22 protein-coding genes and 1 pseudogene are annotated in these 24,045 nt (G+C 55.3%); 17 read left to right on the top strand and 6 right to left on the bottom strand.

The features are described 5' to 3' along the window. Positions 1 to 103: 103 nt before the first annotated feature. From BTJ39_RS07940 to BTJ39_RS07890, 11 genes are all read left to right on the top strand, one after another. Entirely contained in the window at positions 104 to 1,486 is a 1,383-nt protein-coding gene (locus BTJ39_RS07940; protein WP_078002145.1) for a NarK family nitrate/nitrite MFS transporter, read from the top strand. 35 nt (positions 1,487 to 1,521) lie between these two features. Next, positions 1,522 to 5,238, top strand: a complete 3,717-nt coding sequence (locus BTJ39_RS07935) for a nitrate reductase subunit alpha (RefSeq protein WP_078002144.1) — start codon at positions 1,522 to 1,524, stop codon at positions 5,236 to 5,238. Beyond that, positions 5,238 to 6,770, top strand: coding sequence for a nitrate reductase subunit beta (gene narH, locus BTJ39_RS07930; protein WP_078002143.1), 1,533 nt, complete (start codon positions 5,238 to 5,240; stop codon positions 6,768 to 6,770). The genes BTJ39_RS07935 and narH overlap by 1 nt, the downstream gene beginning before the upstream one ends. Beyond that, a complete protein-coding gene (gene narJ / locus BTJ39_RS07925; protein ID WP_078002142.1) occupies positions 6,770 to 7,459 on the top strand; it encodes a nitrate reductase molybdenum cofactor assembly chaperone in 690 nt (229 codons plus the stop codon). Before narH ends, narJ begins: the two co-directional genes overlap by 1 nt. Continuing rightward, positions 7,459 to 8,139, top strand: coding sequence for a respiratory nitrate reductase subunit gamma (gene narI / locus BTJ39_RS07920; RefSeq protein WP_078002141.1), 681 nt, complete (start codon positions 7,459 to 7,461; stop codon positions 8,137 to 8,139). Before narJ ends, narI begins: the two co-directional genes overlap by 1 nt. A gap of 182 nt (positions 8,140 to 8,321) precedes the next feature. Further along, positions 8,322 to 8,675: a DUF488 domain-containing protein gene (locus BTJ39_RS07915; protein ID WP_078002140.1), complete on the top strand. Its 354-nt coding sequence runs from the start codon at positions 8,322 to 8,324 to the stop codon at positions 8,673 to 8,675. A gap of 107 nt (positions 8,676 to 8,782) precedes the next feature. After that, positions 8,783 to 8,935 (top strand): hypothetical protein, encoded by a 153-nt coding sequence (locus BTJ39_RS07910; protein ID WP_422386026.1) that lies wholly within the window; start codon positions 8,783 to 8,785, stop codon positions 8,933 to 8,935. Positions 8,936 to 9,017: 82 nt separating this feature from the next. Further along, a complete protein-coding gene (locus BTJ39_RS07905; RefSeq protein WP_078002139.1) occupies positions 9,018 to 9,278 on the top strand; it encodes a hypothetical protein in 261 nt (86 codons plus the stop codon). A 198-nt stretch (positions 9,279 to 9,476) separates the two neighbouring features. Next, complete coding sequence (locus tag BTJ39_RS25365) at positions 9,477 to 10,397, top strand: hypothetical protein (RefSeq protein ID WP_338418158.1); 921 nt, start codon at positions 9,477 to 9,479, stop codon at positions 10,395 to 10,397. 347 nt (positions 10,398 to 10,744) lie between these two features. Next, positions 10,745 to 11,023: a DUF2057 domain-containing protein gene (locus BTJ39_RS07895; protein ID WP_422386024.1), complete on the top strand. Its 279-nt coding sequence runs from the start codon at positions 10,745 to 10,747 to the stop codon at positions 11,021 to 11,023. A 13-nt stretch (positions 11,024 to 11,036) separates the two neighbouring features. Next, on the top strand, positions 11,037 to 11,957 hold the full coding sequence (locus tag BTJ39_RS07890) for a LysR family transcriptional regulator (protein WP_078002137.1): 921 nt from the start codon (positions 11,037 to 11,039) through the stop codon (positions 11,955 to 11,957). Between the two features lie 9 nt (positions 11,958 to 11,966). On the opposite strand, the gene BTJ39_RS07885 is transcribed toward BTJ39_RS07890, so the two are convergent. Both BTJ39_RS07885 and BTJ39_RS07880 read right to left on the bottom strand, forming a co-directional pair. Next, positions 11,967 to 12,899: an alpha/beta fold hydrolase gene (locus tag BTJ39_RS07885; protein ID WP_078002136.1), complete on the bottom strand. Its 933-nt coding sequence runs from the start codon at positions 12,897 to 12,899 to the stop codon at positions 11,967 to 11,969. A 57-nt stretch (positions 12,900 to 12,956) separates the two neighbouring features. Continuing rightward, positions 12,957 to 14,161, bottom strand: a pseudogene (locus BTJ39_RS07880) (MFS transporter). Positions 14,162 to 14,319: 158 nt separating this feature from the next. Here BTJ39_RS07880 and BTJ39_RS07875 point away from each other — a divergent pair. Together BTJ39_RS07875 and BTJ39_RS07870 are read left to right on the top strand one after the other, a co-directional pair. Further along, positions 14,320 to 14,937, top strand: a complete 618-nt coding sequence (locus tag BTJ39_RS07875) for a TetR/AcrR family transcriptional regulator (RefSeq protein ID WP_078002135.1) — start codon at positions 14,320 to 14,322, stop codon at positions 14,935 to 14,937. A gap of 48 nt (positions 14,938 to 14,985) precedes the next feature. Next, positions 14,986 to 15,639 carry a DUF2268 domain-containing putative Zn-dependent protease gene (locus BTJ39_RS07870; RefSeq protein ID WP_078002134.1) on the top strand — a complete coding sequence of 218 codons (654 nt, stop codon included), beginning with the start codon at positions 14,986 to 14,988 and terminating at the stop codon, positions 15,637 to 15,639. A 208-nt stretch (positions 15,640 to 15,847) separates the two neighbouring features. On the opposite strand, the gene BTJ39_RS07865 is transcribed toward BTJ39_RS07870, so the two are convergent. Both BTJ39_RS07865 and BTJ39_RS07860 read right to left on the bottom strand, forming a co-directional pair. Next, the gene (locus BTJ39_RS07865) at positions 15,848 to 17,041 is read right to left on the bottom strand and encodes a TCR/Tet family MFS transporter (protein ID WP_078002133.1); all 1,194 of its coding nucleotides are present in this window, start codon (positions 17,039 to 17,041) and stop codon (positions 15,848 to 15,850) included. A gap of 249 nt (positions 17,042 to 17,290) precedes the next feature. After that, a complete protein-coding gene (locus BTJ39_RS07860) occupies positions 17,291 to 17,947 on the bottom strand; it encodes a TetR/AcrR family transcriptional regulator (RefSeq protein WP_078002400.1) in 657 nt (218 codons plus the stop codon). A gap of 69 nt (positions 17,948 to 18,016) precedes the next feature. Between BTJ39_RS07860 and BTJ39_RS07855 the strand changes: the two genes are divergently transcribed. Continuing rightward, on the top strand, positions 18,017 to 18,748 hold the full coding sequence (locus BTJ39_RS07855) for an SDR family oxidoreductase (RefSeq protein ID WP_078002132.1): 732 nt from the start codon (positions 18,017 to 18,019) through the stop codon (positions 18,746 to 18,748). A 180-nt stretch (positions 18,749 to 18,928) separates the two neighbouring features. Continuing rightward, positions 18,929 to 20,041: a glycosyltransferase family 9 protein gene (locus tag BTJ39_RS07850; RefSeq protein ID WP_078002131.1), complete on the top strand. Its 1,113-nt coding sequence runs from the start codon at positions 18,929 to 18,931 to the stop codon at positions 20,039 to 20,041. Between the two features lie 30 nt (positions 20,042 to 20,071). Here BTJ39_RS07850 and BTJ39_RS07845 read toward each other — a convergent pair whose 3' ends face one another. Then, positions 20,072 to 20,434: a winged helix-turn-helix transcriptional regulator gene (locus BTJ39_RS07845; RefSeq protein ID WP_078002399.1), complete on the bottom strand. Its 363-nt coding sequence runs from the start codon at positions 20,432 to 20,434 to the stop codon at positions 20,072 to 20,074. Between the two features lie 80 nt (positions 20,435 to 20,514). Between BTJ39_RS07845 and BTJ39_RS07840 the strand changes: the two genes are divergently transcribed. After that, a complete protein-coding gene (locus BTJ39_RS07840; protein WP_078002130.1) occupies positions 20,515 to 21,495 on the top strand; it encodes a zinc-dependent alcohol dehydrogenase family protein in 981 nt (326 codons plus the stop codon). A gap of 39 nt (positions 21,496 to 21,534) precedes the next feature. Here the strand turns inward: BTJ39_RS07840 and BTJ39_RS07835 are convergent, their stop codons facing one another. Further along, the gene (locus BTJ39_RS07835; RefSeq protein ID WP_078002129.1) at positions 21,535 to 22,482 is read right to left on the bottom strand and encodes a glycoside hydrolase family 6 protein; all 948 of its coding nucleotides are present in this window, start codon (positions 22,480 to 22,482) and stop codon (positions 21,535 to 21,537) included. 287 nt (positions 22,483 to 22,769) lie between these two features. Between BTJ39_RS07835 and BTJ39_RS25360 the strand changes: the two genes are divergently transcribed. Further along, a complete protein-coding gene (locus tag BTJ39_RS25360) occupies positions 22,770 to 23,714 on the top strand; it encodes an oligogalacturonate-specific porin KdgM family protein (RefSeq protein ID WP_176110257.1) in 945 nt (314 codons plus the stop codon). The last annotated feature ends 331 nt before the right edge of the window (positions 23,715 to 24,045 follow it).

The raw sequence follows: 24,045 nt of genomic DNA, 5'->3' as shown, positions 1-24,045 counted from the left end.
TCATTATCACCAATTCACGCTACGTTTCGTTTTGATTTGTATCAAGACTGCCGATCGCTAACATTCTTAACGTACCGTCATCTTTTCTTTCCGGAAAAATATTATGACGGATAATACACCAGCGGTAAAAGGGCGTCAGCTTAGCCAGTGGGAGCCCGAAAATCCTCAATTTTGGCAGCAGAAGGGACACGCTATTGCCCGACGCAACCTGGCTATTTCGGTTCCCTGCCTGTTACTTTCATTCTGCGTCTGGATGTTGTTCAGCGCCATCGCGGTGAATTTACCAAAAGTCGGCTTTAATTTTACGACCGACGAACTGTTTTTACTCACCGCCTTGCCTTCGGTTTCAGGCGCGCTGATGCGCGTGCCTTATTCCTTTATGGTACCGCTGATGGGCGGACGCCGCTGGACGGCAATCAGCACCGCAATCATGATCGTTCCCTGCCTGTGGCTTGGCTTTGCGGTGCAAAACCCGCACACCAGCTTTGAGGTATTTATGGCGATCGCGCTGCTGTGCGGCTTTGCAGGCGCTAACTTTGCCTCAAGTATGGGCAATATCAGCTTCTTTTATCCTAAATCACGCCAGGGCGCCGCGCTGGGCATTAACGGCGGCATCGGCAATATGGGCGTCAGCGTTATGCAACTGCTGGCGCCGCTGGCGATTTCGCTGTCCGTCTACGGCGCGTTTAATGGCCGGGTGGTTACGCTGCCGGATGGTGCGCAGCTGTGGTTGCAAAACGCGGCCTGGATTTGGATACCGTTTCTGATAATCGCCACGCTGGCCGCATGGTTTGGTATGAACGATCTGGCGACCGCCAAAGCCTCGGTGCGTCAACAGCTGCCGGTACTGGCGCGGGGTGATATGTGGCTGCTGGGATTGCTTTATCTGGCCACATTTGGCTCTTTTATCGGCTTTTCCGCCGGGTTTGCCATGCTGACCCGCACCCAGTTTCCCCAGGCCAATATTCTGCATTACGCCTTTTTTGGCCCGTTCCTCGGCGCACTGGCCCGCTCGCTGGGCGGCATGATTTCCGATCGGCTGGGTGGCAACCGCGTAACCTGCGTGAACTATTTATTGATGGCTCTGTTCAGCGGGCTGGTTTTCCTTACGCTGCCTGGCGCCGGAGATGGCGGTAGCTTTGCCGCCTTTTTTACGCTGTTTATGCTGCTGTTCTTCAGCGCTGGTCTGGGCAGCGGTTCTACCTTTCAGATGGTCGCCACTATTTTCCGCACCCGCACGCTGGCGCGCGCTAAAGCGCGTGGCGCCAGCGATGAAGCGGCGCAGCATGAAGCGGCGACGGACACCTCCGCCGCGCTGGGTTTTATCTCCGCGATTGGCGCTATCGGCGGCTTTTTCATTCCAAATGCGTTCGGCATTTCACTGAAACTTACTGGTTCTCCGGCAGGCGCGATGGGCGTATTTCTCGCCTTTTACCTGATTTGCGCAGTAATCACCGCCAGCGTGTACAACAAAAAAAGAGCGTGAGTCTGCGCCGTAGGATTTGATGGGAGTAATGAATAATGAGTAAATTTCTTGACCGATTTCGCTATTTTAAACAGAAAGGGGAAACCTTCTCTGGCGATCACGGCCAGACCTGGGACCAGAATCGGGACTGGGAAGATGGCTATCGCCAGCGCTGGCAGCATGACAAAATCGTGCGCTCCACCCACGGCGTTAACTGCACCGGCTCATGCAGCTGGAAAATCTACGTTAAAAATGGCCTGGTGACCTGGGAAACACAGCAGACCGACTATCCGCGTACTCGCCCGGATCTGCCAAACCATGAGCCGCGCGGCTGTCCACGCGGCGCGAGCTTCTCCTGGTATATTTACAGCGCGAATCGCCTGAAACATCCGCTGGTGCGCCAGACGCTGATTTCGCTATGGCGCGAGGCTAAGCTCCAGCATCCGGACCCGGTCGATGCCTGGAAGGCGCTGGTCAGCGATCCGCAAAAGGCGCAGCAATGGAAGCAGGCGCGCGGTCGCGGCGGTTTTGTGCGCGCTAACTGGAACGAACTGAATGAACTGATCGCCGCCGCGAATATTCATACGATTAAAACCTGGGGGCCGGACCGGGTCGCAGGTTTCTCACCGATCCCGGCGATGTCGATGGTTTCCTACGCCGCAGGCGCCCGCTATTTGTCACTGCTGGGCGGCGTTTGTCTTAGCTTCTACGACTGGTACTGCGACCTGCCGCCAGCCTCGCCGATGACCTGGGGCGAGCAAACCGACGTGCCTGAATCGGCCGACTGGTATAACGCCGGCTACATCATCGCCTGGGGCTCTAACGTCCCGCAGACCAGAACGCCGGATGCGCACTTTTTCACCGAAGTACGCTACAAAGGCACAAAAACGGTGGCTATCACCCCGGATTATGCTGAGGTCGCCAAGCTGTGCGATCAGTGGCTGGCGCCCAAGCAGGGCACCGACAGCGCCCTGGCGATGGCGATGGGCCACGTTATTCTGCGCGAGTTTTATCTCGACAACCCCTGCGATTACTTCCTCAACTACGCTCGCCGCTATAGCGATCTGCCGATGCTGGTTATGCTGGAACCGCATCAGGATGGCTATCAGGTCGCCGGCCGCTTACTGCGCGCGTCTGACCTGAGCGATGGGCTGGGTGAAAGTAACCATCCGCAGTGGAAAACGGTGGCGGTTGATGACGCCAGCGGCGAGTTGATTGCGCCTAATGGCTCCATTGGGTTCCGCTGGGGCGACAAGGGTAAATGGAATCTTGAGCCTAAAGCCGCTGAAAAAGAGGTGACTTTACGCCTCGGTTTGAAAGGTCAGCACGACGAGACGGTACCGGTTGGCTTCCCGTATTTCGGCGGGGATGCCCATCCGCAGTTTAAGGCCGTGGAGCTGGATAACGTGCTGGTTCGCGCCGTTCCCGCCCGACGGGTTACCCTGGCGGACGGGCGTGAAGTGTATGTTACCTCCGTCTATGATCTGACGCTTGCCAGCTATGGCGTCTCCCAGGGACTGGAAGAGAGCGGCTGCGCGACCAGCTATAACGATATTACCGCCTACACGCCGGCATGGGCTGAGCATATTACCGGCGTAGCGCGCGGTAACATTATTCGCATTGCCCGTGAGTTTGCCGATAACGCGGCGAAAACGCACGGTCGTTCAATGATTATTGTCGGCGCCGGCCTGAACCACTGGTTCCATATGGACATGAACTACCGCGGCCTGATCAACATGCTGGTATTTTGCGGCTGCGTTGGCCAGAGCGGCGGCGGATGGGCGCACTATGTGGGCCAGGAAAAGCTGCGTCCGCAAACCGGCTGGCAGCCGCTGGCATTCGCCCTCGACTGGCAGCGCCCGCCGCGTCATATGAACGGCACCTCGTTTTTCTACAATCACAGTGGTCAGTGGCGCTACGAAACCGTCAGCGCCAGCTCGCTGCTGTCGCCGCTGGCGGATAAGTCGCGCTATCAGGGGCACCTGATCGACTTTAACGTGCGTGCCGAACGCATGGGCTGGCTGCCGTCGGCGCCGCAGCTGGATACTAACCCGCTGCATATCCACGCCGCCGCGCAGCAGGCCGGCATGACGGATAAAGACTATCTCAGCCAGCAGATGCAGCAGGGCGATGTTCGCCTGGCTTCAGAGCAGCCGGAACGCGAGCAGAACTATCCGCGCAACCTGTTTATCTGGCGCTCAAACCTGTTGGGATCGTCAGGCAAGGGCCATGAGTATTTCCTCAAGCATCTGCTCGGCACCGAGCATGGCATTCAGGGTAAAGATCTCGGCGAGCAGGGCGGTGAGCACCCGCTGGAAGTGGAATGGCAGGATGAGGCCGTTGAAGGCAAGCTGGATCTGGTGGTGACGCTGGATTTCCGCATGTCCAGTACCTGCCTCTATTCAGACATCGTGCTGCCGACCGCGACCTGGTACGAAAAAGACGACATGAATACCTCGGACATGCATCCGTTTATTCACCCGCTGTCGGCTGCCGTCGACCCGGCCTGGGAATCACGCAGCGACTGGGATATTTATAAAGGACTGGCGAAGCAGTTCTCCGAGCTGTGTCCGGGCCACCTCGGCGAGGAAACCGATATGGTGCTGCTGCCGCTGCAGCATGATACGCCGGCCGAACTGGCGCAGCCGTTTGAAGTGAAAGACTGGAAGCACGGTGAATGTCCGCTGATCCCCGGTCAGACCGCGCCGCAGATGATCAGCGTTGAACGTAATTATCCGGAAACCTATCGGCGCTTTACCTCCCTTGGCCCATTGATGGAAACCCTCGGCAACGGCGGTAAAGGCATCAACTGGAATACGCAAAGTGAAGTCGATCTGCTCAAACGCCTGAACGGCGTCAAGGATAACGGCCAGGCGGCGATCGAAACCGCCATTGACGCTGCGGAAACCATCCTGTCGCTGGCGCCGGAGACAAACGGTCAGGTTGCTGTCCGCGCCTGGCAGGCGCTGGGCAATATTACCGGACGCGACCATCGCCATCTGGCGTTGAATAAAGAGGATGAGAAGATCCGCTTTCGCGATATTCAGGCGCAGCCGCGTAAAATTATCTCCAGCCCGACCTGGTCAGGTCTGGAAGATGAGCACGTTTCCTATAACGCCGGTTACACCAACGTTCACGAGCTGATTCCATGGCGCACGCTGACCGGTCGCCAGCAGCTTTATCAGGATCATCCATGGATGCGCGACTTCGGCGAAAGCCTGGTGGCTTATCGCCCGCCGATCGACACCCGCAGCGTACAGAGCATGCTTAACCTGCGGCCCAACGGCAATCCGGAAAAGGCGCTGAACTTTATTACTCCCCACCAGAAATGGGGCATCCACTCAACTTACAGTGACAACCTGCTGATGTTAACGCTGTCGCGCGGCGGTCCGATCGTCTGGATAAGCGAAGAGGATGCGCGCGAGCTTGGCATTGAAGATAACGACTGGATTGAGGCCTTTAATGTTAACGGCGCGCTGACGGCGCGTGCGGTTGTCAGCCAGAGGGTGCCTGCCGGTATGACCATGATGTATCACGCCCAGGAGCGTTTGTTGAATATCCCGGGATCGGAGATTACCGGTCAGCGCGGCGGTATTCATAACTCGGTGACGCGTATTACCCCGAAACCTACCCATATGATCGGCGGCTACGCGCAGCAATCTTACGGCTTTAACTACTACGGTACGGTCGGCTCAAACCGCGATGAGTTTGTTGTGGTGCGCAAAATGCAGCGCGTTGACTGGCTTGACGACGAATCACAGGAGCACGTTTGATGAAAATCCGATCTCAAGTGGGCATGGTGCTCAATCTCGATAAATGTATTGGCTGTCATACCTGTTCCGTGACCTGCAAAAACGTCTGGACCAGCCGCGAAGGCATGGAATATGCCTGGTTTAATAACGTTGAAAGCAAACCCGGCGTCGGCTATCCCCACGCCTGGGAAGACCAGGATAAATGGAAAGGCGGCTGGATCCGCAAAATTAACGGGCGTTTGCAGCCGCGCCTCGGCAGCAAAGTGGGCGTATTGCAGAACATCTTTTCTAACCCGGTAATGCCGGAAATTGATGATTACTACGAGCCTTACACCTTTGACTATCAGCATTTGCAGAATGCGCCGAAAGGCAAGCATCAGCCGGTTGCTCGCCCGCGTTCGCTGCTGACCGGTCAACGGATGGAAAAAGTGCAGGGCGGTCCGAACTGGGAAGAGATCCTCGGCGGCGAGTTCAGCAAACGCAGCGCCGATAGCAACTTTGCCGGTATTGAGCGCGAGATTTACGGTCAGTTTGAGCAGACTTTTATGATGTATCTGCCGCGTTTATGCGAACACTGCCTGAATCCTGCCTGCGCGGCGACCTGTCCGAGTGGCGCAATCTACAAGCGCGAAGAAGATGGCATTGTGCTGATTGACCAGGATAAATGCCGCGGCTGGCGCATGTGCATTAGCGGCTGCCCGTATAAAAAAATCTACTTCAACTGGAAGAGCGGTAAATCAGAAAAATGCATTTTCTGCTACCCGCGTATTGAAAGTGGGATGCCGACCGTCTGTTCAGAAACCTGCGTAGGACGCATTCGCTATCTGGGCGTACTGCTGTACGACGCCGATCGCATTGCCGACGCCGCCAGTACCGAACATGAACAGGATCTGTATCAGCGTCAGCTGGATATTTTCCTCGATCCGCACGATCCGCAGGTGATTGCCGAAGCTGAAAAACAGGGGATTCCGTGGAGCGTCATCGAAGCCGCGCAAAAATCACCGGTGTACAAGATGGCGGTGGACTGGCAGCTGGCGCTGCCGCTGCACCCGGAATACCGCACGCTGCCGATGGTTTGGTACGTGCCGCCGCTGTCGCCGGTGCAGTCGCAGGCTGATGCCGGCCATCTGCCAGGCGAAGGCGTACTGCCTGACGTTAGCGCGCTGCGTATACCCATGCGCTACCTGGCTAACCTGCTGACCGCCGGCGATGAAAAACCGGTGAAGCTGGCGCTGGAACGACTGATGGCCATGCGTCACTACAAACGCGCCCAGAGCGTGGAAGGGGTCACCGATACCCGGGCGTTGCAGCAAACCGGCCTGAGCGTGGCCCAGGCAGAGGAAATGTACCGCTACCTGGCGATTGCCAACTATGAGGATCGCTACGTCATACCCTCTTCACATCGTGAACTGGCGCGCGAAGCCTTTCCGGAGCGTAACGGCTGCGGATTCAGCTTCGGCGACGGCTGCCACGGTAGCGATACCCGCTTTAATCTGTTTAACAGTCGTCGCATCGATGCTATTGAAGTCGACGCTAAAGACGGGAGCCGCTGATGAAACGATTAAAAGTTATTTCGCTGCTGCTGGACTATCCACGGGAGGTTCTCTGGCAGCATCAGCATCAGCAAGAGCTGCTGGAGGAATGCGACAACCTGCCGCTGCTGCAGATATTTATCAACGAGCTGTGCGCGCTGCCGCAGCTCGAAGCGGAAGCGCGCTGGGTGGCGCAGTTCGAGCGCGGGCGCGCCACCTCGCTGCTGCTGTTTGAGCACGTACACGGTGAATCGCGCGATCGCGGCCAGGCGATGGTCGATCTGCTGACCTGCTATGAGCAGGCTGGATTAGTGCTGAATGAGCGCGAGCTGCCGGACTATCTGCCGCTGTATCTGGAATATCTCAGCGTTCAGCCAGAGCAGGATGCCCGTCAGGGGATTACGGATATCGCGCCGATTCTGGCGCTTATCACTGCCCGCCTGCGCCATCAGGACAGCTTATACGCCGTGCTGTTTGCCCAGCTTTTATCCTGGGTAGATTATCGGGCCGACAGTGAGCGGCTGAGTAAAAAAGTGCGTGAGGAAAGCGATGACCGGTCACCGGAAGCAATTGATGCCGTCTGGCAGGAAGAACAGGTGCGTTTCCTGAGTGAAAGCGGGGGGTGCGATAGCGCACAGCAGCAACATCAGCGTCGCTTCGCCCGGCAGCCCGCCGTGCAGTATTTAAATCTGACGTCAGGAGGCCAGTGATGTCGCATTTTCTATCGCTTTTTTTCTTCGATATATACCCCTACATTGCCGGAAGCGTGTTTTTAATCGGCAGCTGGCTACGCTACGACTATGGCCAGTACAGCTGGCGAGCGGGTTCCAGTCAGTTAATGAGCCGTAAAGGGATGCGCCTGGCCTCTAACCTGTTTCACGTCGGTATTCTTGGCATTCTGTTCGGGCATTTTTTTGGTCTGCTGACGCCGCACTGGATGTACGAGAGCTTCCTGCCGATCGCCACCAAGCAAAAGCTGGCGATGATTGCCGGCGGCGTGTGCGGCATGTTAACGCTGGTGGGGGGACTGATGCTGCTCTACCGGCGGCTGTTTAACCCGCGCGTTCGCTCAACCTCCAGCATCGCAGATATTCTGATCCTGTCGCTGCTGCTGATTCAGGCGACGCTGGGACTGATTACCATCCACTTCTCTGCGAAACACATGGACGGCAGTGAAATGATGAAACTGGTGGGTTGGGCGCAGTCGGTGGTGACGTTCCGCGGCGATGCTGCGGCTCACCTGCAAGGGGTGGACTTCATTTATCGGGTGCATATGGTGCTGGGCATGACGCTGTTCCTGCTGTTTCCATTCACTCGTCTGGTGCATATATGGAGCGCGCCGGTGGAGTATCTCACTCGCCGCTATCAGGTGGTACGGCTGCGTAAATAAGTCCGCACTTTTACCCCAGACTGCCCGCCGACGCGCCGTGATAACCGGCTGCTTCGGCGGGCTTTTTTTTGCGCGGCGCACGGGCCGGATGCCCTGCGTGCCAGCCACAGGCGCCGACGCTTTGCCACGTCGGGGATGCTATGCTGGTTAACGCAGCGAAGCGCGCGTAATGGGAGGTGACGATGTTTCAGTGCAAACGGGTATATCAGGACGTGGAAAAAAGCGACGGCTACCGGGTGCTGGTTGACAGGCTGTGGCCGCGCGGCATTAAAAAAGCCGATCTGAAGCTGGACGAGTGGCTGAAAGTGCTGGCGCCCTCGGCCGATCTGCGCCGGCAGCTGCACGCTGAGCAGATCGATTTTTCCGGCTTCAGGCAGGCCTATTTACAGCAGCTTGAGCGGCTGGATCCCGCCATATGGCAGCGGATAGTGGAGACCGCCGCCCGTGGCAGGGTCACGCTGCTGTACGCCAGCAGGGACCAGCAGCATAACCACGCGCGGGTGCTACAGCAGTTTCTGGAAGGACGACAATCGTAATCGGGGCTTAGCTGAAACAAAATGAAAGAATGTTTATACGCAAAGCGTCTCAGGCCGCGTGGCATAATCCTTATATAAAATTTTATATAACGATAAGGCAGAGAGCGATGACTACCTTCCCGCAGGGAATGACGGTGAAGCTTTATAATAATTTGCAAAATGATGGCATCAACGCGGTGTATACCCTGGTCTGGTTGCTGCTGTTATTTACCCTTCCGCTACCCGCCTTCTGCCTGCTACCCGGCCGTGCCCGTCGCTGAGTCGCCGGAAAATATCCGAATTATGCTGACGGCGCTTTTTCTGCGTCATACTTAGCGCTGACAAGGTTAAAGGAGAGCGCCAATGAAAAACATCACAACGGCACTTTTGCTGCTGGCAGCCATGGCGGCCGGCAGTCAGGCCGCTACGGTAAAAACTAATCAGGTTGATCATCTGCCGCGAAAGTCCCAGGCGGTATTTACCCCAGCGGCTGCACGCTGCGATAGCTCCGCCTGCCAGACCAATTGCTATGTGGAAAACAGCCGCTGTAATGCACGTGAGGGCGGCGGCTGTAGCGCCAATCTGGTCAGCTGCACTCAGGCCTGCAATACGCAATGTCGCTGATAAAGCGCCTGGGTAAATCAGCGCCGCAAACAGCTGTCTGACGGACCCGCATCGCTATCCGTCAGCGCCTTTATTTTTGCCGTATTGCTACGCTTCTTTACAATTTTTGAGACAAAGCTTAACCTCAGCTCGCTGTTAACCAAACATGGCGTTGGTTAGAATAGCGCACCCGTTTGTTACAAAGGTTTGTTTTATAGCATGTACATTCGCTTAACGCTGGCTGGCGTTGCCGCCGCTATTTTTCTTTCCGGATGTGCCAAACAACCCGGCACCGATGACGACAGCGAGGCCTTTTCGGGGCCAACGCTTATCCATGTTTCCCATCAGCTGACCCGCGCCGATGATGGTTCGCGTATTTTCCTCACCGTTGATGGTAAAGACGCCGGGCTGCTTCCGGCAGGAGAAAGCCGCGACATCCATCTGAAAGCCGGGAAGCATAAGGTTGGCGGCTATGTTTCCACGCTGTTCAACTATGGGCGCGTTACCGTTAAGCCGGTTGATGTCACCACTCATGCACGTGCGGTGCAAAACATTACCTACGCAGTAACTAACAACCAATCCGGATTCAGGGTGACGGGTTCTACGCCGGTTCCGCCGCCGGCACCGGTCGCCGCACCGGTTACGCCACCAGCTTCTGCAGAAGCGCCGCAGAGCAGTGGCAGCGCTTCTGCTTCCACAGCTGAAGCCGCAAATGCTAACCAGAGCAGCACCGGGAATGCAGCCGCAGCGCCTGCGCCAACAACATCTGGCGCGCCGGCGGCAACGCCAGCCCAGAGTACGACAGGAAACGCGAGCGCTTCGGGCGCCCCTGCCGCTGCGGAGCAAAACGCGACCGGAACCGGAACCACATCAGCTCCGACCAGCAACGCTTCCGCCACCTCAGGGCAGAACGCGACGCAAGTCGTCACGGCGCCGGGCGCCGCAGCGACCACCACCACGCCGACGGCCGCCTCAGCCGCCTCCGGCAATAGCGCAACGCATTCAACCAGCGCTTCAACTGATAGTTCAGGCAGCGCCGCGCCGCAAACGCCGACGACAACCTCGTCTTCACAACCGGCCGCTGCCTCTGATACACAAACTCCGCCACCTTCTTCATCCAGTCATTCCGCTAATAACTAAACCCGGCATCCGTCTGTTGCTCATCATTGTCTACCCTTAAGTCTGATATGGCTTTACAGGGGACGGCAATGATGAGTATAAAAACCCGCGACATAGCAAGCCAACGACTACCACGAAAAAGGACTGCAGAGGGCAGTTTAGGAACATGCTGAACTTTGCCGTTCTGCAAAGCGCTTCGTCTGAAGCTAAAATAAGGGTTTGTTAATTTTCATGGAGGTAATAGGTTCACAATGCTTTCTCGTTATACTCTGACTGCTATGATGACGTGTGTTTTATTAGCTGGCTGTGCGCCAAAGCAACCAGACCAGGCGGCGGTCCACGCCTTTGATGGCCCGACGCGGATTGATTTGTCCCATATTGTTACCCGAACCGATGATGGTTCAGAAGTTTTCGTGACGGTTGATGGTAAGGAGGCCGGGGAACTGCCCTCCGGTGAGGATAAAACCATCCATCTGCCGCCCGGTGAGCATCAGATCGGCGGCTATGTGCCAACGCTGTTTGGTTATGGTCGGGTCACGATTGAGCCGATAACGGTAACCACGACGGGTAACGATGTGAAAAACATTGCCTATACGGTGGCAAGAGAGAAACCTGAGTTTACGGAAATAACGCAAACCGAAGGATAATGCGGCGTTGGCCATGAACGAGCCCGACTTTAATCTGCTTATCGCGCTGGATATGCTGCTGACGGAAGTCAGCGTGGTCGCCGCTGCCCGGCGTCTCAATCTAAGCGCTTCTGCCATGAGCCGTACGCTTAGCCGCCTGCGCAGCGCGACCGCCGATCCGCTTCTGGTCCGCGCCGGACGCCATATGGTATTAACCCCGTATGCTCAACGTATCCGCGAGCGCACCCGCCAGGCTGTGATTGACGCGCGCGCAGTACTTCGTCCTTGCGCAGAAGAGTTTGACGTCACCACGCTGGCCCGTACCTTTATCATCCGCAGCAATGAAGGGTTTGTTGAAGCTTACGGCGCCGCGCTGATAGCCGCCGCTCGCGTTGCGCCGCAGGTTCTGCTGTGCTTTGCCCCTAAGCCGGAAAAAAGCGCCAGCGGACTGCGCGAAGGGTGGGTGGATCTGGAGATCGGCGTGCTGGGCGACACGGGGCCGGAAATTCGGCTGCAAGCGCTGTTTCGCGATCGCTTTGTCGGCGTGGTGCGCGCGGGGCATCCGTTAGCACAGCGGGATCCGGTCACGCTGGAGGACTACCTCGCATTCAGCCATGTTGTCGCCTCACGTCGCGGCAAGGTACGCGGCCCGGTCGATGAGGCGCTGAGCAACATGGGGCTGTCGCGCAACGTGGCAGCCGTGGTGCCCGGCTTTCCGGCCGCGCTGGCCGTTGCGCGGAGTTCAGATTTGGTGGCGCTGGTGCCGGCATCCTTGGTTAGTAGCCGCTCAGGGCAGCAGAGTCATGGCTGCCCTGATGTTTTTGCTTTTGAGTTACCGCTGAACGTTGAAGGGATTACCGTTTCTTTGATATGGCATCCGCGCCTTGAAGCCGATCCCGGCCATCGCTGGCTACGCCAGCTGGTACGCGACTGTTGTCATAGCGCCGGGGCTTAGCTTTATCGGCTATGGGTTAATAAATCCCAACACCAACGCGTTTAGCTCTGAAGGGCACTCTTCCGGCAGCCAATGACCGCCGCCGGACAAAACGTGGCCCTGCACATCAGTCGCATACTGTTTCATCTGGTCGACCTGAAACTGTCCCATCCCCCCGTGACCGCCGCCGCCGATGGCCATCACCGGCATTTCCAGTTTAGTCTCAGCCAGTTTTCGGTTTTGCGCGATAGAGACGTTAAGCGCGCGGTAATATTCAAATGAAGCGGTAAGCGAATGCGGCTTACTATACGATCGGCTATACATCTCCAGCAGTGCTGGCGTGAAGGCCTCCTTGTTGGCGGCGTGTTGCTGTATGAAGTGGGTAAGAAAGAATCCCTCATTGCCGGCGATCAGGGTCTCTGCCAGCCTGTTCTGCGCCGCGAAGAAGCTGAAATGCCATACCAGCGATTCCCCCTGAGGTGAAAACGCCGGGAAATCATACATGCGCTGATCCGGAACCGGCGCTTCCATATAAATAACTTTGTCGATTTTATCCTGATGTTTCACCGCCATCGGGTAGGTGTTCCAGATGCCGATGTCATGGGCGATGAGGGTGAATTTTTCATCCCCGGACAACGTTTCCGCAAGCTTATACAAATATTCAGCCACCTGTTCGCCACTGTAGCCAGTGAGCGGGGGCTGCGACATGCCAAGCCCCGGCAGGTCGACGGCGACAACGGTATGATTGGTCGCCAGCTGTGGCATCAGCTGGTGCCATTCGTACCACGCCTGACCAAAGCCATGCACCAGATAAACTAATGGTCCATGCCCACCTTTGACGTAGTGCATATTTATGCCGTCCACCGTCTGATATTCGCTGCTGAATCCTTGCGGCAACGGAAATTCAGGGGTTGACCCCGTGACGACGAATGAACCGTCAGCCTGTTTATTTTCTAATGCCATTCTGTGCTCCTGTTTAATCAAAGAAACATTACCCGCTTTATTGTCATAGCCAGCGCATCAGCGGCTGGCAGACGCGCACAGCCGACGACCCGCAGACGGAAATCCACTTTGCGCCCGCAGAGAAATGATTAGTGCGACGGACAGCAGGGCAAGCAGCACCCACGGAAAGGCGCGAATACCGGGATAATTCAGCAGAGCGCCGCCAGCCACGCCGCCAAGTGCGATCGCGCTGTTCCAGGTAACGACGTTCATCGATAGCGCCACATCCGTATGCTGGCCGGCGGCGTCTGCCAGCGCCGTTTGCAGCAGGGTGGCGGCGCCGCCGAAGGTCAGTCCCCATAGCGCAACGCCTGGATAGATTATCCATGGAGAGCTTGCGTTAAGGGCGAAAACCAGAGATACCGCCGCAAAGCCCGACAGTGACAGCAGGACCGCCCGCCGCAGATGGTTATCAACCGCCGACCGGTAATAAAAATTCCGCTAAGGGCTGCCAGGCCAAAAATCAGCAGCACCAGGTCCACGTCATTTGCAAGGCCTGCGGGTGCAATAAAGGGCGCGATGTAGGTGTAGAGAATGTTATGAGCCAGCATCCAGGTTAGCACTACGCCCAGCACCGGCCGCACGCCGGGGAGCAGCAGCACGCGAGCCGTCTCTGCTTTCGCGCCAGCGGGCTGCCCCGGATAGTCCGGAACGCTCAGCAATATCCAGCCAATGAGAATCACTGACAGGGCGGACATAACAAAAAACGTCAGGTGCCAACCGAGAAAGGCGCCCATCCAGGTGCCGGCCGGCACGCCAAGCGACAGGGCCAGCGGTGTTCCTACCATGGCCAGCGCCAGCGCCCGGCCCTGTAGCGCAGGCGTAACCATCCTGCGCGCATAGCCGGCAAGCAGACTCCAGGCCAGCCCGGCACAAGCGCCGGCAAAGAAGCGCGCGACCAAAATAACCATAATCTGCGTGGAGGCGGCCGTTAAGCTATTGAAAATCAGAAAACCGCCTACGGTCGTTAACAGCACCCGCCGACGGGGCCAGCTACGGGTAAGCAGGGTAAGGGGGATAGCCGCCAGCAGCGAGCCGGCGGCATAGGCGGTAACCAACTGTCCGCTCAGCGAGGGGGCGATATTCAGTCCAGCACTGATTTGCGGCAGCAGTCCAGCCGGAATTGTTTCGGTTAGTATGCAAATAAAACCCGTCATGGCCAGCGCCAGCAGGGCAAAAACCGGGAGTGTGTGGCTTTCCCGAGGTTGAGTAAGTGTCTTCATCATTAAACCTGTAAGTCAGTGAATAAGCTGTCATGACTGCCATTTGCGGGTTAACGTCGATCCAAATCATTAATGTATCGATCGGTATATATGTTGCGAGTGGTAATCCTGCTTGTCAATAATTTATGTACCAATTAGTATAAATGTCGGGAGGAACCATGATGAGAACAGGTCGACCGAGGCAGTTTGACCGCAGCCAGGCGGTAATTAAGGCGATGCATCTTTTTTGGCAAAATGGCTATGATTCAACTTCGCTGGCGCAGCTAAAAGCAGCCATCGGCAAAGGCATCACCGCGCCGAGTTTTTACGCCGCTTTTGGCTCGAAGGAAGCGCTGTTTAATGAGGCGGTCAATTGCTATCTGGACACGCACGCGCAGGTCACGGAATCGCTGTGGAATTGCGAACTGTCGGCGCGTGAGGCGCTGGAAACTACGCTGATGAATTCAGTCAGGATGCAGTATGCAGAGGGGCATCCAAAGGGCTGCATGGTTGCGCTCGGCGTTATGTCCGCCTGCTCAGATGAAAACCGCCGTCTGCTGAAACCGTTTGAAGATTCCCGCCAGCGCACCCGGGAAGGAATAAAAAATTGTATTAACAGAGGAATTGAGGCGGGTGAGCTGGAAGAGGCTCAGGATGTCGTTGCGTTGAGCGCCGCTTTTGACAGTTTTCTTATGGGAATATCGACGCTGGCGCGCGACGGCGTGGCGCAGCAGGAAACTGAACGCGCTGTTGTCAGAATGATGAGCCTGTGGGATGCTGCCCGGGCGGTTAAATAACCCTTCATAGTCAAGCGAGCGGGCGCAGCGACAGCAAAAGGAGATCAGATGTCAGAGGTTTGCATTCATTTTATTGATGCCAGAGGCCAGCTTTCACAGCACAAGTCATGGATTAACCAGGTTCTGACTGAGACCTTTATTAAAGCCAGAAATACGCTGCCGCTGGCGGGGAATGTTGATGTCATCGTTAAGGCCGGACCGCAGGTGATCCCGGAAAAGGGCCATCTTGGCTATACGCCGGAACCCGGTTTTATTTACATAACTATCGATCCGTACAGCGCGGTGTTTGGCGCAAACCACAATGCTTCCCTGGAAAGAATGTTTGCCCATGAGCTGCACCATGCAGCCCGCTGGGACGGGCCGGGGTATGGCTCAACCCTGGGTGAAGCGTTGGTTACTGAGGGGCTGGCCGGCCACTTTGTTAGCGAACTGCTGGGTGGGCCGCCGGAAATCTGGGAAACCCTTGATGATGCGCTGATTTCTGACTACGCCAGAGAGGCTGAAACCCTTTGGGAACGTCATGATTACTCCCATAGCGACTGGTTCTTCGGCAGCTCGTCAATTCCCAGATGGACCGGCTATTCGCTGGGCTACGCCATCGTTGAGCAATTCCTGGCTGCGCACCCGGATAGCACTGCCGCCGCGCTGGCGAGCGAACCGGCAGTGACATTTCGCCACTGCCTCAGGCCGTACTTTCGCTAAGCTTTGGCTTAGCTGAACAGGTGGCAGACAAGCAGGGTACCGGAAACCAACAGGATGTCGTCAATTAGCAGAGCGGAGGCGTTCCCGGCAGCAGCTACGCGATGTGGCTTCCGCGTGATGCCGCCAAGTCTTCAGCGCTGAAAACGCTGCTCAGCTGGCTGGAGCAGGAAGCGAAGCCTTGTGACGTCAGTCAGCCTTAGCCGCTGCCTCAGCTATGCTGTGCGCTGACAGAACGACTGGCGATGCCATAAATAACCAGCGGCAAAGCAATCAGATAAACCATGGCTACCGCCAGCCAGATGGCGCCAGGCCAGCGCTGTTGCACGGCAAAATAGCACGCAGAAAAAATGAGCGGGGCGATAATGGAGGCCAGGCTGACCGTTGAGGCCAGTAGCCCCTGAAACCGCCCCTGATTATCGGCATCGACCTGGCGGCTGGCCAGCGTCTGCAGCGCCGGCGTGCCGATACTGCCGAGAGCGAACAGCGGCATGATGGCAAAAACCATCCAGCCTTCACGGGCTAAAGCCATGGCGCACAGCGCCGTGCAGGCGCAGGCGATGCCGGTTACTACGGTATTTCGCTCGCCAAGGATTCTGGCAGCGGGGCCGGGCAGAAAAAGCTGCACCAGCGTCTGACACACGCCAAACGCGCCCAGCGACAGCCCGATATAAAAGCCATTCCACTGAAAGGCATCTTTGCCCCATAACGCCCAGCAAATGCCATAGGCTTCACCGGTGAAGCTGAGAATAAAAAAAGTCAGCACCACCGGCATAACGCCTTTCAACGAGAACAGCCAGCGTATCGGCTGCAAAGGATTGAGTGCTGATAGCGTTAATTTATCCCTGCTTGCTTTACGCGTCTCAGGCAGAACCAGTAGCGCCAGCAGGAAGTTACCGCCGTTGAGTAGCGCGGCGGCAATAAAAGGCAGGCGCACCCAGTAATCGCCGAGCGTACCGCCAAGAACCGGACCCACAATAAAGCCAATGCCGAACATGGCATTGAACCAGCCAAAGTGTCGGGCGCGATGTTCAGGCGCAGATATATCGGTGATATAAGCCATCGCCACCGAAATACTGGCGCCGGTCATGCCAGCGATGGCGCGGCCAACCAGCAGTAATGACAGGGTTGGCGAAAAGCACAGCAGCAGGTAGTTAATGCTGGCGCCGCCAAGAGAAAACAGCAGTAGCGGACGCCGTCCCAGGCGATCGCTAAGTGCGCCGAGCAGCGGGGCACAGATAAACTGCATTACTGCATATAAGGCGCCGAGGATGCCAATATACAGGGCCACATTATCAGAATGGGTAATTTCTTTGATCAACGCGGGGAGAATTGGAAAGATAATCCCAATGCCCATGGCATCAAGGGTGATGGTAGTAAAAATAACGATAAGCGGTCGGTTCATGCAGCGCTCCTGTCAATATCCAGACTGGCTGGCAGCCTTTTGACATTGCCTGAAAAAGCCTCAGGCGGTTAGGGAAAACGCTGGCCGGACGGTAAAACAGTCGGCGTATGTGTTGACCACGGACGTAGCCAATTTTTCGCGAGGTTATTTGCGGTATTGCCCGCCCAATGCAAGGCAGTACCTGATAGATTATCCAGCATCTGCATGGCATCAGCGCGGGATAATAAATCGTGCGTGCGTATTCTGGCTTTATTTTTGAGTGTTGTAAACAGGTGAGCGGTCACTAACGGATCTGAGGTAAGCAACGCACATCATCATCAGATGATCACGAATGGTGAGCGCCTCCTGCGGCGGTAAGTTACGCTCGAACACGCTGCGAACGGTGCCGAAAACGCAGTGAATCAGCGTCAGATTTACTGCCGTCAGATCGGCAAAGCTGGCATCGTTCGCACTGGCAAACATAGTGAGTGCGGCGGCATCCACCCGCGCGGCGAAAGAGGCGATTAACGCCTGATTATCCAGCTCTGCAACCGAGCGATAGAGCGCGCGAGTCACTTCAGGTCTCTCCATTTTTGCCTGCCAGTAGGCGTTTACCAGCGCGGCGACCATCTGCTCAATCGATGCGCCAGATTGGGCCTGGCAGGCTGCGGTTATCCTCCCGGCCAGCGCGTCCAGATAGTTTTCATTTAACGCATAAAATAGCGCCTGCTTGTGAGGAAAATACTGGTACATGGAGCCAATCGAAACGCCGGCGCGTTCCGCGACCCGCGTCGTCGTCAGCCGGTACGGACCTTCGGCAATTAAAACCTGAGTGGTGGCCTGAAAAATAGCCTCAAGCGTAGCTTTGGCTCGTGCCTGGCGCGGCCTTTTACGCGGGGTCAAATGTGCCGGCGTGCTCTGCGTCATAAGCGAATACTCAAGCTGCATGATCCTTCATATCATAATTAGTGAAACACAATAGCAGAAGGAGTCACCATGGTCAGCAGCATACGTATTGCGCTCGTTACCGGCGCGAATAAGGGCATTGGTCTGGAAATAGCTCGCCAGCTGGCGCAGGCCGGCACCGTTGTCATTATTGGCGCCCGCGATGCAGGGCGCGGTAAAAGCGCGCTGGAAAAACTCTTATCAGAAGGTATTAACGTACAGGTTGTTGCGCTTGATATTACCGATAAACATAGCATTGCCGCCGCCGTTGAAACGATCACCCGCGAGTACGGCAGGCTTGATATTCTGGTGAATAATGCCGGCATTGTTGACGCAAAAGATGGTCCGCCGGACGTTGCTTCACCTGATGCAGTGCGTCGCATACTTGAAACTAACTTTATCGGCACCCTGGCGCTAACGCAGGCGATGTTACCGCTACTGCATAAGTCTCCGGCAGCCAATATTGTCAATCTTTCCAGCTCGCTGGGGTCGTTGATGCTGAACGGCGATCCGGATTCGCCTTACTATTCAGCGCGTCTGCTTGGTTATAACGCCTCTAAGGCGGCGCTTAACATGCTGACCGTCCAACTGGCTGAACAACTGCGCGGCAGCGCCATTAAGGTTCATTCGGTCAGTCCTGGCTATGTGAAAACCGATCTTACCGGCCACAGCGGAACTATGACGGTAGAGGAGGGGGCAAAACTGCCGGTTCAGTTCGCTCTGGCAGCCGGCGACGGCGTTAGCGGAAGCTTTGTCGGGCCTGATGGCCCTGCGCCGTGGTAGGGATGATTAATCCAGGCAACACAGCCTCTGAATAACTGGCTTGCCTTCAGCGGTAAGTCAGTCTGAATCATGTAGATAAACTTCGTTGCGCCGGTGCTCAATCTGCTATTATTTTGCCTTAAGAAAAATCCGTATAGATAAAGGCATGCGCTGATCTACACAAGATGGCGACGGAGATCTATGAGTAAGGTTGCAAAACAATTAGCTGCTGGAGTCTTTCTGTCCCTGTGGAGAGTGACCGGCTACAAAGTAAAAAAGATTACACGCTTCGACGAGAAAGACGATCTTAAAACTATTGCCATTTTTTCTACTACCGCGCTCGGTGATTTTATCTTCAACACGCCAGCAATTGGCGCAATAAAGGCGCGCTGGCCCAGGGCAAAGCTACTGCTGGTGATGAGTCAGCGTAATGAAGCACTGGTATCTGGCAGCGAGTTGTTTGATGAGATCATCTTCTGGAGCGGCAGAGTAAATAGCGTAATAAAACTTGCCAGCGTATTGCGTCAGCACAAGGTCGATGCGACTTTTATCCTTCACTCGCGTACGCCGTATGACATCATCGCCGCCTCAATGGCATTTTCGACCTATATCATCAAAGACGTTTATTATAACGATTACCAGGGTCAGAAGGATTTTGCGCTGGCGCCGTTCTTGTCAGTACACTACGACAATCGCCAGCAAGGCAATATTCATCTTATTGAACAGAAGGCCCAGTTATTGAATTCGGTCGGTATTGCTATGCCGTCGAAGGCGATGTTTATCCCCGCACCTTTTAGCGTAGAACAGCCGGTAAGGCCGGTGATTGGAATACATGCCGGCGCATCAAGCCTTGAACGGTGCTGGCCGGCTGAAAACTTTACTCAATTGATTCAAATGCTCCTGGCTCAGCATCCGGAAGTGGATATTGAACTTATCGGCGCAGGCGGTGAAAGCGCGCTTAATCAGGGCATTATTGATGCCCTGCATTCCGGGCAAGTTAATGTGCGCAATCTGGCCGGAAAAACGAGTCTCAAACAGCTTGCGGCGCGGATTGCTGGCTTTTCCTGCCTGGTGGTTGGCGATACGGGACCGCTGCATATAGCGGTGGCGCTAAAAACGCCGGTAGTTACGCTGTTTGGCGGTCAGGCTCAGGTTGCCGGAGCCGCGCCGATTCAGGATCAGCACCTGCATCGGGTGCTGGTGCCCGCTGCTGAGAGCGACGGAGTCAGGTCCATTAGCGTAGCAGAGGTCTACACGGCAGTTGAGCACTGCCTGATGGCCAGCGCGCGCGACCAAATCTCCGTGGAAAACTAAATCTGATCGTGGGTTGCCTGGCAACCCACGCTACTGCGACTGATACCTGCTTCCCCAATCCCGCATCGTCAGCAGTATTGGTTCGAGCGACCGGCCGGTTTCGGTTAGCTCATACTCTACTCGCGGTGGGACTTCAGCATACACCGTGCGACTTATTATTCCGTCACTTTCAAGCTCTCGCAGCTGAAGCGTCATCATCCGCGGCGTCGCGGACGATGTGCGTTTACAAAGCTCATTGAAACGTAGCTTTCCCTGCAGCAAATGAAAAAGAATTACCGGTTTCCAGACGCCGCCTATAACCGAAAGCGTGACTTCAACGGCGCATCCGGTGCGTTGCGCTTTGCGCTGGCGACCCTTTCTGCCTTCTTTTAACGTCTCAATACTATCATTCATGATACTACATGCCATTTTTGTACGTACTTATGAAAGATGTATTGTCCTGATATGCTTTTCTCTTTACAAGGAGAAATCAGATGAAAGCTTATAAATTAACGGGCCGGCAGAGACCGCTGCTGGCAGCAGAGGAGCTTCCGACGCCGCAGCCCGGCATCGGGCAGGTTGTTATCAGGATAAAAGCCGCTTCGCTAAACTACCGGGACATTCTGGTTGCAAGTCAGGCTGAAGGTATTGTCCCGCTTTCTGACGGCGCTGGCGTGATAAGCGCGATCGGCGCGGAGGTCAGGGGGTTCAGCGTTGGCGATCGGGTGGTGATTGGATTTATGCCTGGCTGGGTTGAGGGGGAATTCTCGGCGGACAAGCAGGATTCATCGCTGGGTGGCCCTGGCGTCGATGGCGTACTGGCTGAGCAGGTGGTGGTTAATGCCGCAGGCATAAGTCATATACCTGATTCAATGACGTTTGAAGAGGCGGCAACGCTGCCCTGCGCGGCGGTTACGGCGTGGTCGGCACTGTTTGAGCGCCGCCCTTTGCTGCCTGGCGAAACGGTGCTGCTGTTGGGAACCGGTGGGGTTTCTATTTTTGCTCTGCAGCTGGCAAAAATCGCCGGGGCAAAAGTCATCATTACCTCAAGTTCTGATGAAAAGCTGCAGCGCGCACGGCAGCTGGGTGCCGATCACCTGATTAACTATCATCATAATAGTGACTGGGCGAGCGAGGTATTGCGGCTGACCGCAGGGAAGGGGGTTGACCTGGCCGTTGACGTTGCCGGGCCGGCCACGCTCAACTCAACCCTTAAAGCAACCCGCCACGGCGGCAGGATCTCGCTGATGGGCGTGCTGACCGGCTTTGACGGTAAGATTGATACTGGCGCGATCCTGGCAAAGAGAATTACGTTGCAGGGAATTTATGTCGGTCCGGTTTCTACGCTAAAAGCCTTAACGCTTTCAGGAATTAAACCTTACATTGACCGGGTTTATCCGTTGGATGAAGCGGATCAGGCCTATCAGAGCATGAGTGAGAAAAATCACTTTGGTAAGCTGGTTATTAAGCTATAAGCGTATCCAGCCCGGAGGTGAGCGGGGCGATTATCATACTCAGCCCCCGGAAATAAGCTTTGCTGCCAGTGCTGGGCTAAAGCTACCGGCCGCAGGACCGTGGTGGCAGTCTGTGTTTACTGATGACGAACCATCGGAGTTGCCCGGTGTTTTTATCCAGGCGGCAAGCACGTCCGGAGACAAGCGCCGGGTGGCAACGCCAAGCTTGCGCCCCGGCGGATTACACCAGTCGCCAGGGCTGGCGCCGTTTCCATTACGACTGGTATCGATTAATAAAGATCTGCTGTAGCCGAAGTGTGCCAACAGATAGCGATTGATGGCGTCGCCATAGGCCAGATTTTGTTCGGTTGAATAAAAATTGGATACGTTAAGCGCAAAGCCTTTTAGCGCTTTTACCCCGGACTGGTTCAGATAGCGCGCCATTTCCGCCGGCGCTTTCCAGCCGGGATTACCGGCATCAAGATAAACCTGCGCCGCCGGCGCGCCGCGCCTGAAAGCCGCCGCCGCATAGGCCAACATGCCGAAACGCTGACGGCGCTTTGGCGCTGGAAGGCAGTCCGCGTCTGCAATGGCATCCGGCTCAAGAATGACGATGGCCGGACGGGCACCGATACCGCGAACGAGGCGATCAATCCACGTCTTGTAGCCGGCCTCATCCGCCGCGCCGCCGGCCGATGCGCCGCCGCTGCAGTCGCGACCGGGGATATTATACGCCACTAATAGCGCCACGGCGTCGTCCCGGCGCGCTGCTGCGGTGTAGGCCGCCACGTTTGCGCTAAGCGCGTCGACCGGCTGGCTGGTGCCGGTAAACCAGCGGGCGCTGGGCTGAGCGGCAATGGCGCGGGCTATCAGCGCGCTCCTGGGGTCATCGGGATGATTTTTGACCCAGACCGCCGCACCCGCATTGGGATTAACATAAAACCTTTCTGCTGCGGAAGCGGTGACGGCAGTAAGAAGCAACAGCAGCAGCCAGCCTGATTTGCACATAGTGAGCGCGCCGGAAAATGATTTATCAGCGAATACTATGTCGCCGTACAGTATTAATCAAAACATTCAGCCAGCGTATGGCCGCCACTACGATACATCAGTCTAAAATCGCCGGCCTGTCGACACTGGCGCTCAGCGTCTTTGCCTGCGGTGATCATTGGAAATGAAATAAATTTGTCATGAAATTACTTGACTGATGATAATAAGAATTATTACCATTTTTCGGACTTAACCCTTGCAGGATTTCAACGACGTAAACACAGGATTAAAAAAGGGATACAAAATATATGGATATGCGCACTTTGTACAAGGCGGCGTTATGTACAATGGCTTTATGCACCGGGATGGCGCAGGCAAGCACGCTTGATTATCGGCATGACTATATTGACAGCGGGAAAAATAAAGATCAGTTAAAGGTCGCTCATAAATTTGATAATGGTATCGGGGTAGCGCTGACCGTCAAATGGGCGTCAGGTAATCGGCCCTTTGAGGACTTTGTTGGCAATGGTCATAAAGAATCGATTAATTACCGCTATAAGGTGAACGATTTTCTGACCTTAACTCCGGGATTTTCCCTCAATAACACTGATGATAAGGTGGTATACAAACCAGGTATTGCGGCAAAAGTTAAGCTAATTGATAGCGTGGCCCTCGGCGGTAAATATAACTACGAATACACCAATAGCAATAAAGGTTTAAATAAGATAGTCCATAAAGCTAAATTTTATATTACCGAAAAGTTCGGCAAGATTAAGACTAAAGTCGAATATATTTATAAAACCAGCCCGTTCTCCACGCTAGCAAATAATAAGAAACACAAGGATGAATATAATATTTCGCTTGCCTATCAGGCCAGCAAGGTCATCGTTAATGATTTAGCCGAGGCCGAAGTCTGGTACAAAGAAGTGCTGGGGTTTACTCGTGATGAGTCCTTACTTTTCTGGTTTACTCAGGGTGGCCCGTTAGTTTTGAAGCATAATGATGCCGCACTTTCGCTTTTCGAGAGACAGCATCACGCTCCGGGGCATACCGTGGCCTTCAGCGTAAAAGCCAGCTATTTCAATGAACTTATGACAACGTTGTCGTCACGGAGCATTCCTTTCACCGTCAGCGATCATCAGGTCTCAATGTCTGTTTATTTTGAAGATATAGCAGGCAATAAAATTGAAATGACGTCTTATGAATATCCGGAGGCCAGAAGAAATATACAGTCTTATTACGATAATGCCTAATCTGAACGCGACGCGAATATCAGCTGACTTCATCTCTGTAAACAGAAGGTGATTCAGGGCAAGGTTATTGGATATGGTCGTGATGCTTCAGACGCATCTGTCGTGATTTCTCTTAGGCGTCGCATATACGAAGCGTATCAGTGAATGTCGTTAAGATCCCATTGCTGAAAGATGCATTTCCCGCTGTACGCCATAATTGTTCGTATAATGTCGACGCATTATGTTGAAAAGGCCGCTGCGAAAATATCTCCCGCAGCGGCCTCTTTAGCATAATGTCATTGTGCGAACCAATTTATATTGAGACGAAAAATTCCTCTTCGTTCCTTCTCTT

Origin of the sequence: Izhakiella australiensis (assembly GCF_002006995.1) — a bacterium.
Classification (GTDB): Bacteria; Pseudomonadota; Gammaproteobacteria; order Enterobacterales; family Enterobacteriaceae; genus Izhakiella; species Izhakiella australiensis.
This window is presented reverse-complemented; position numbering and strand designations above follow the sequence as displayed.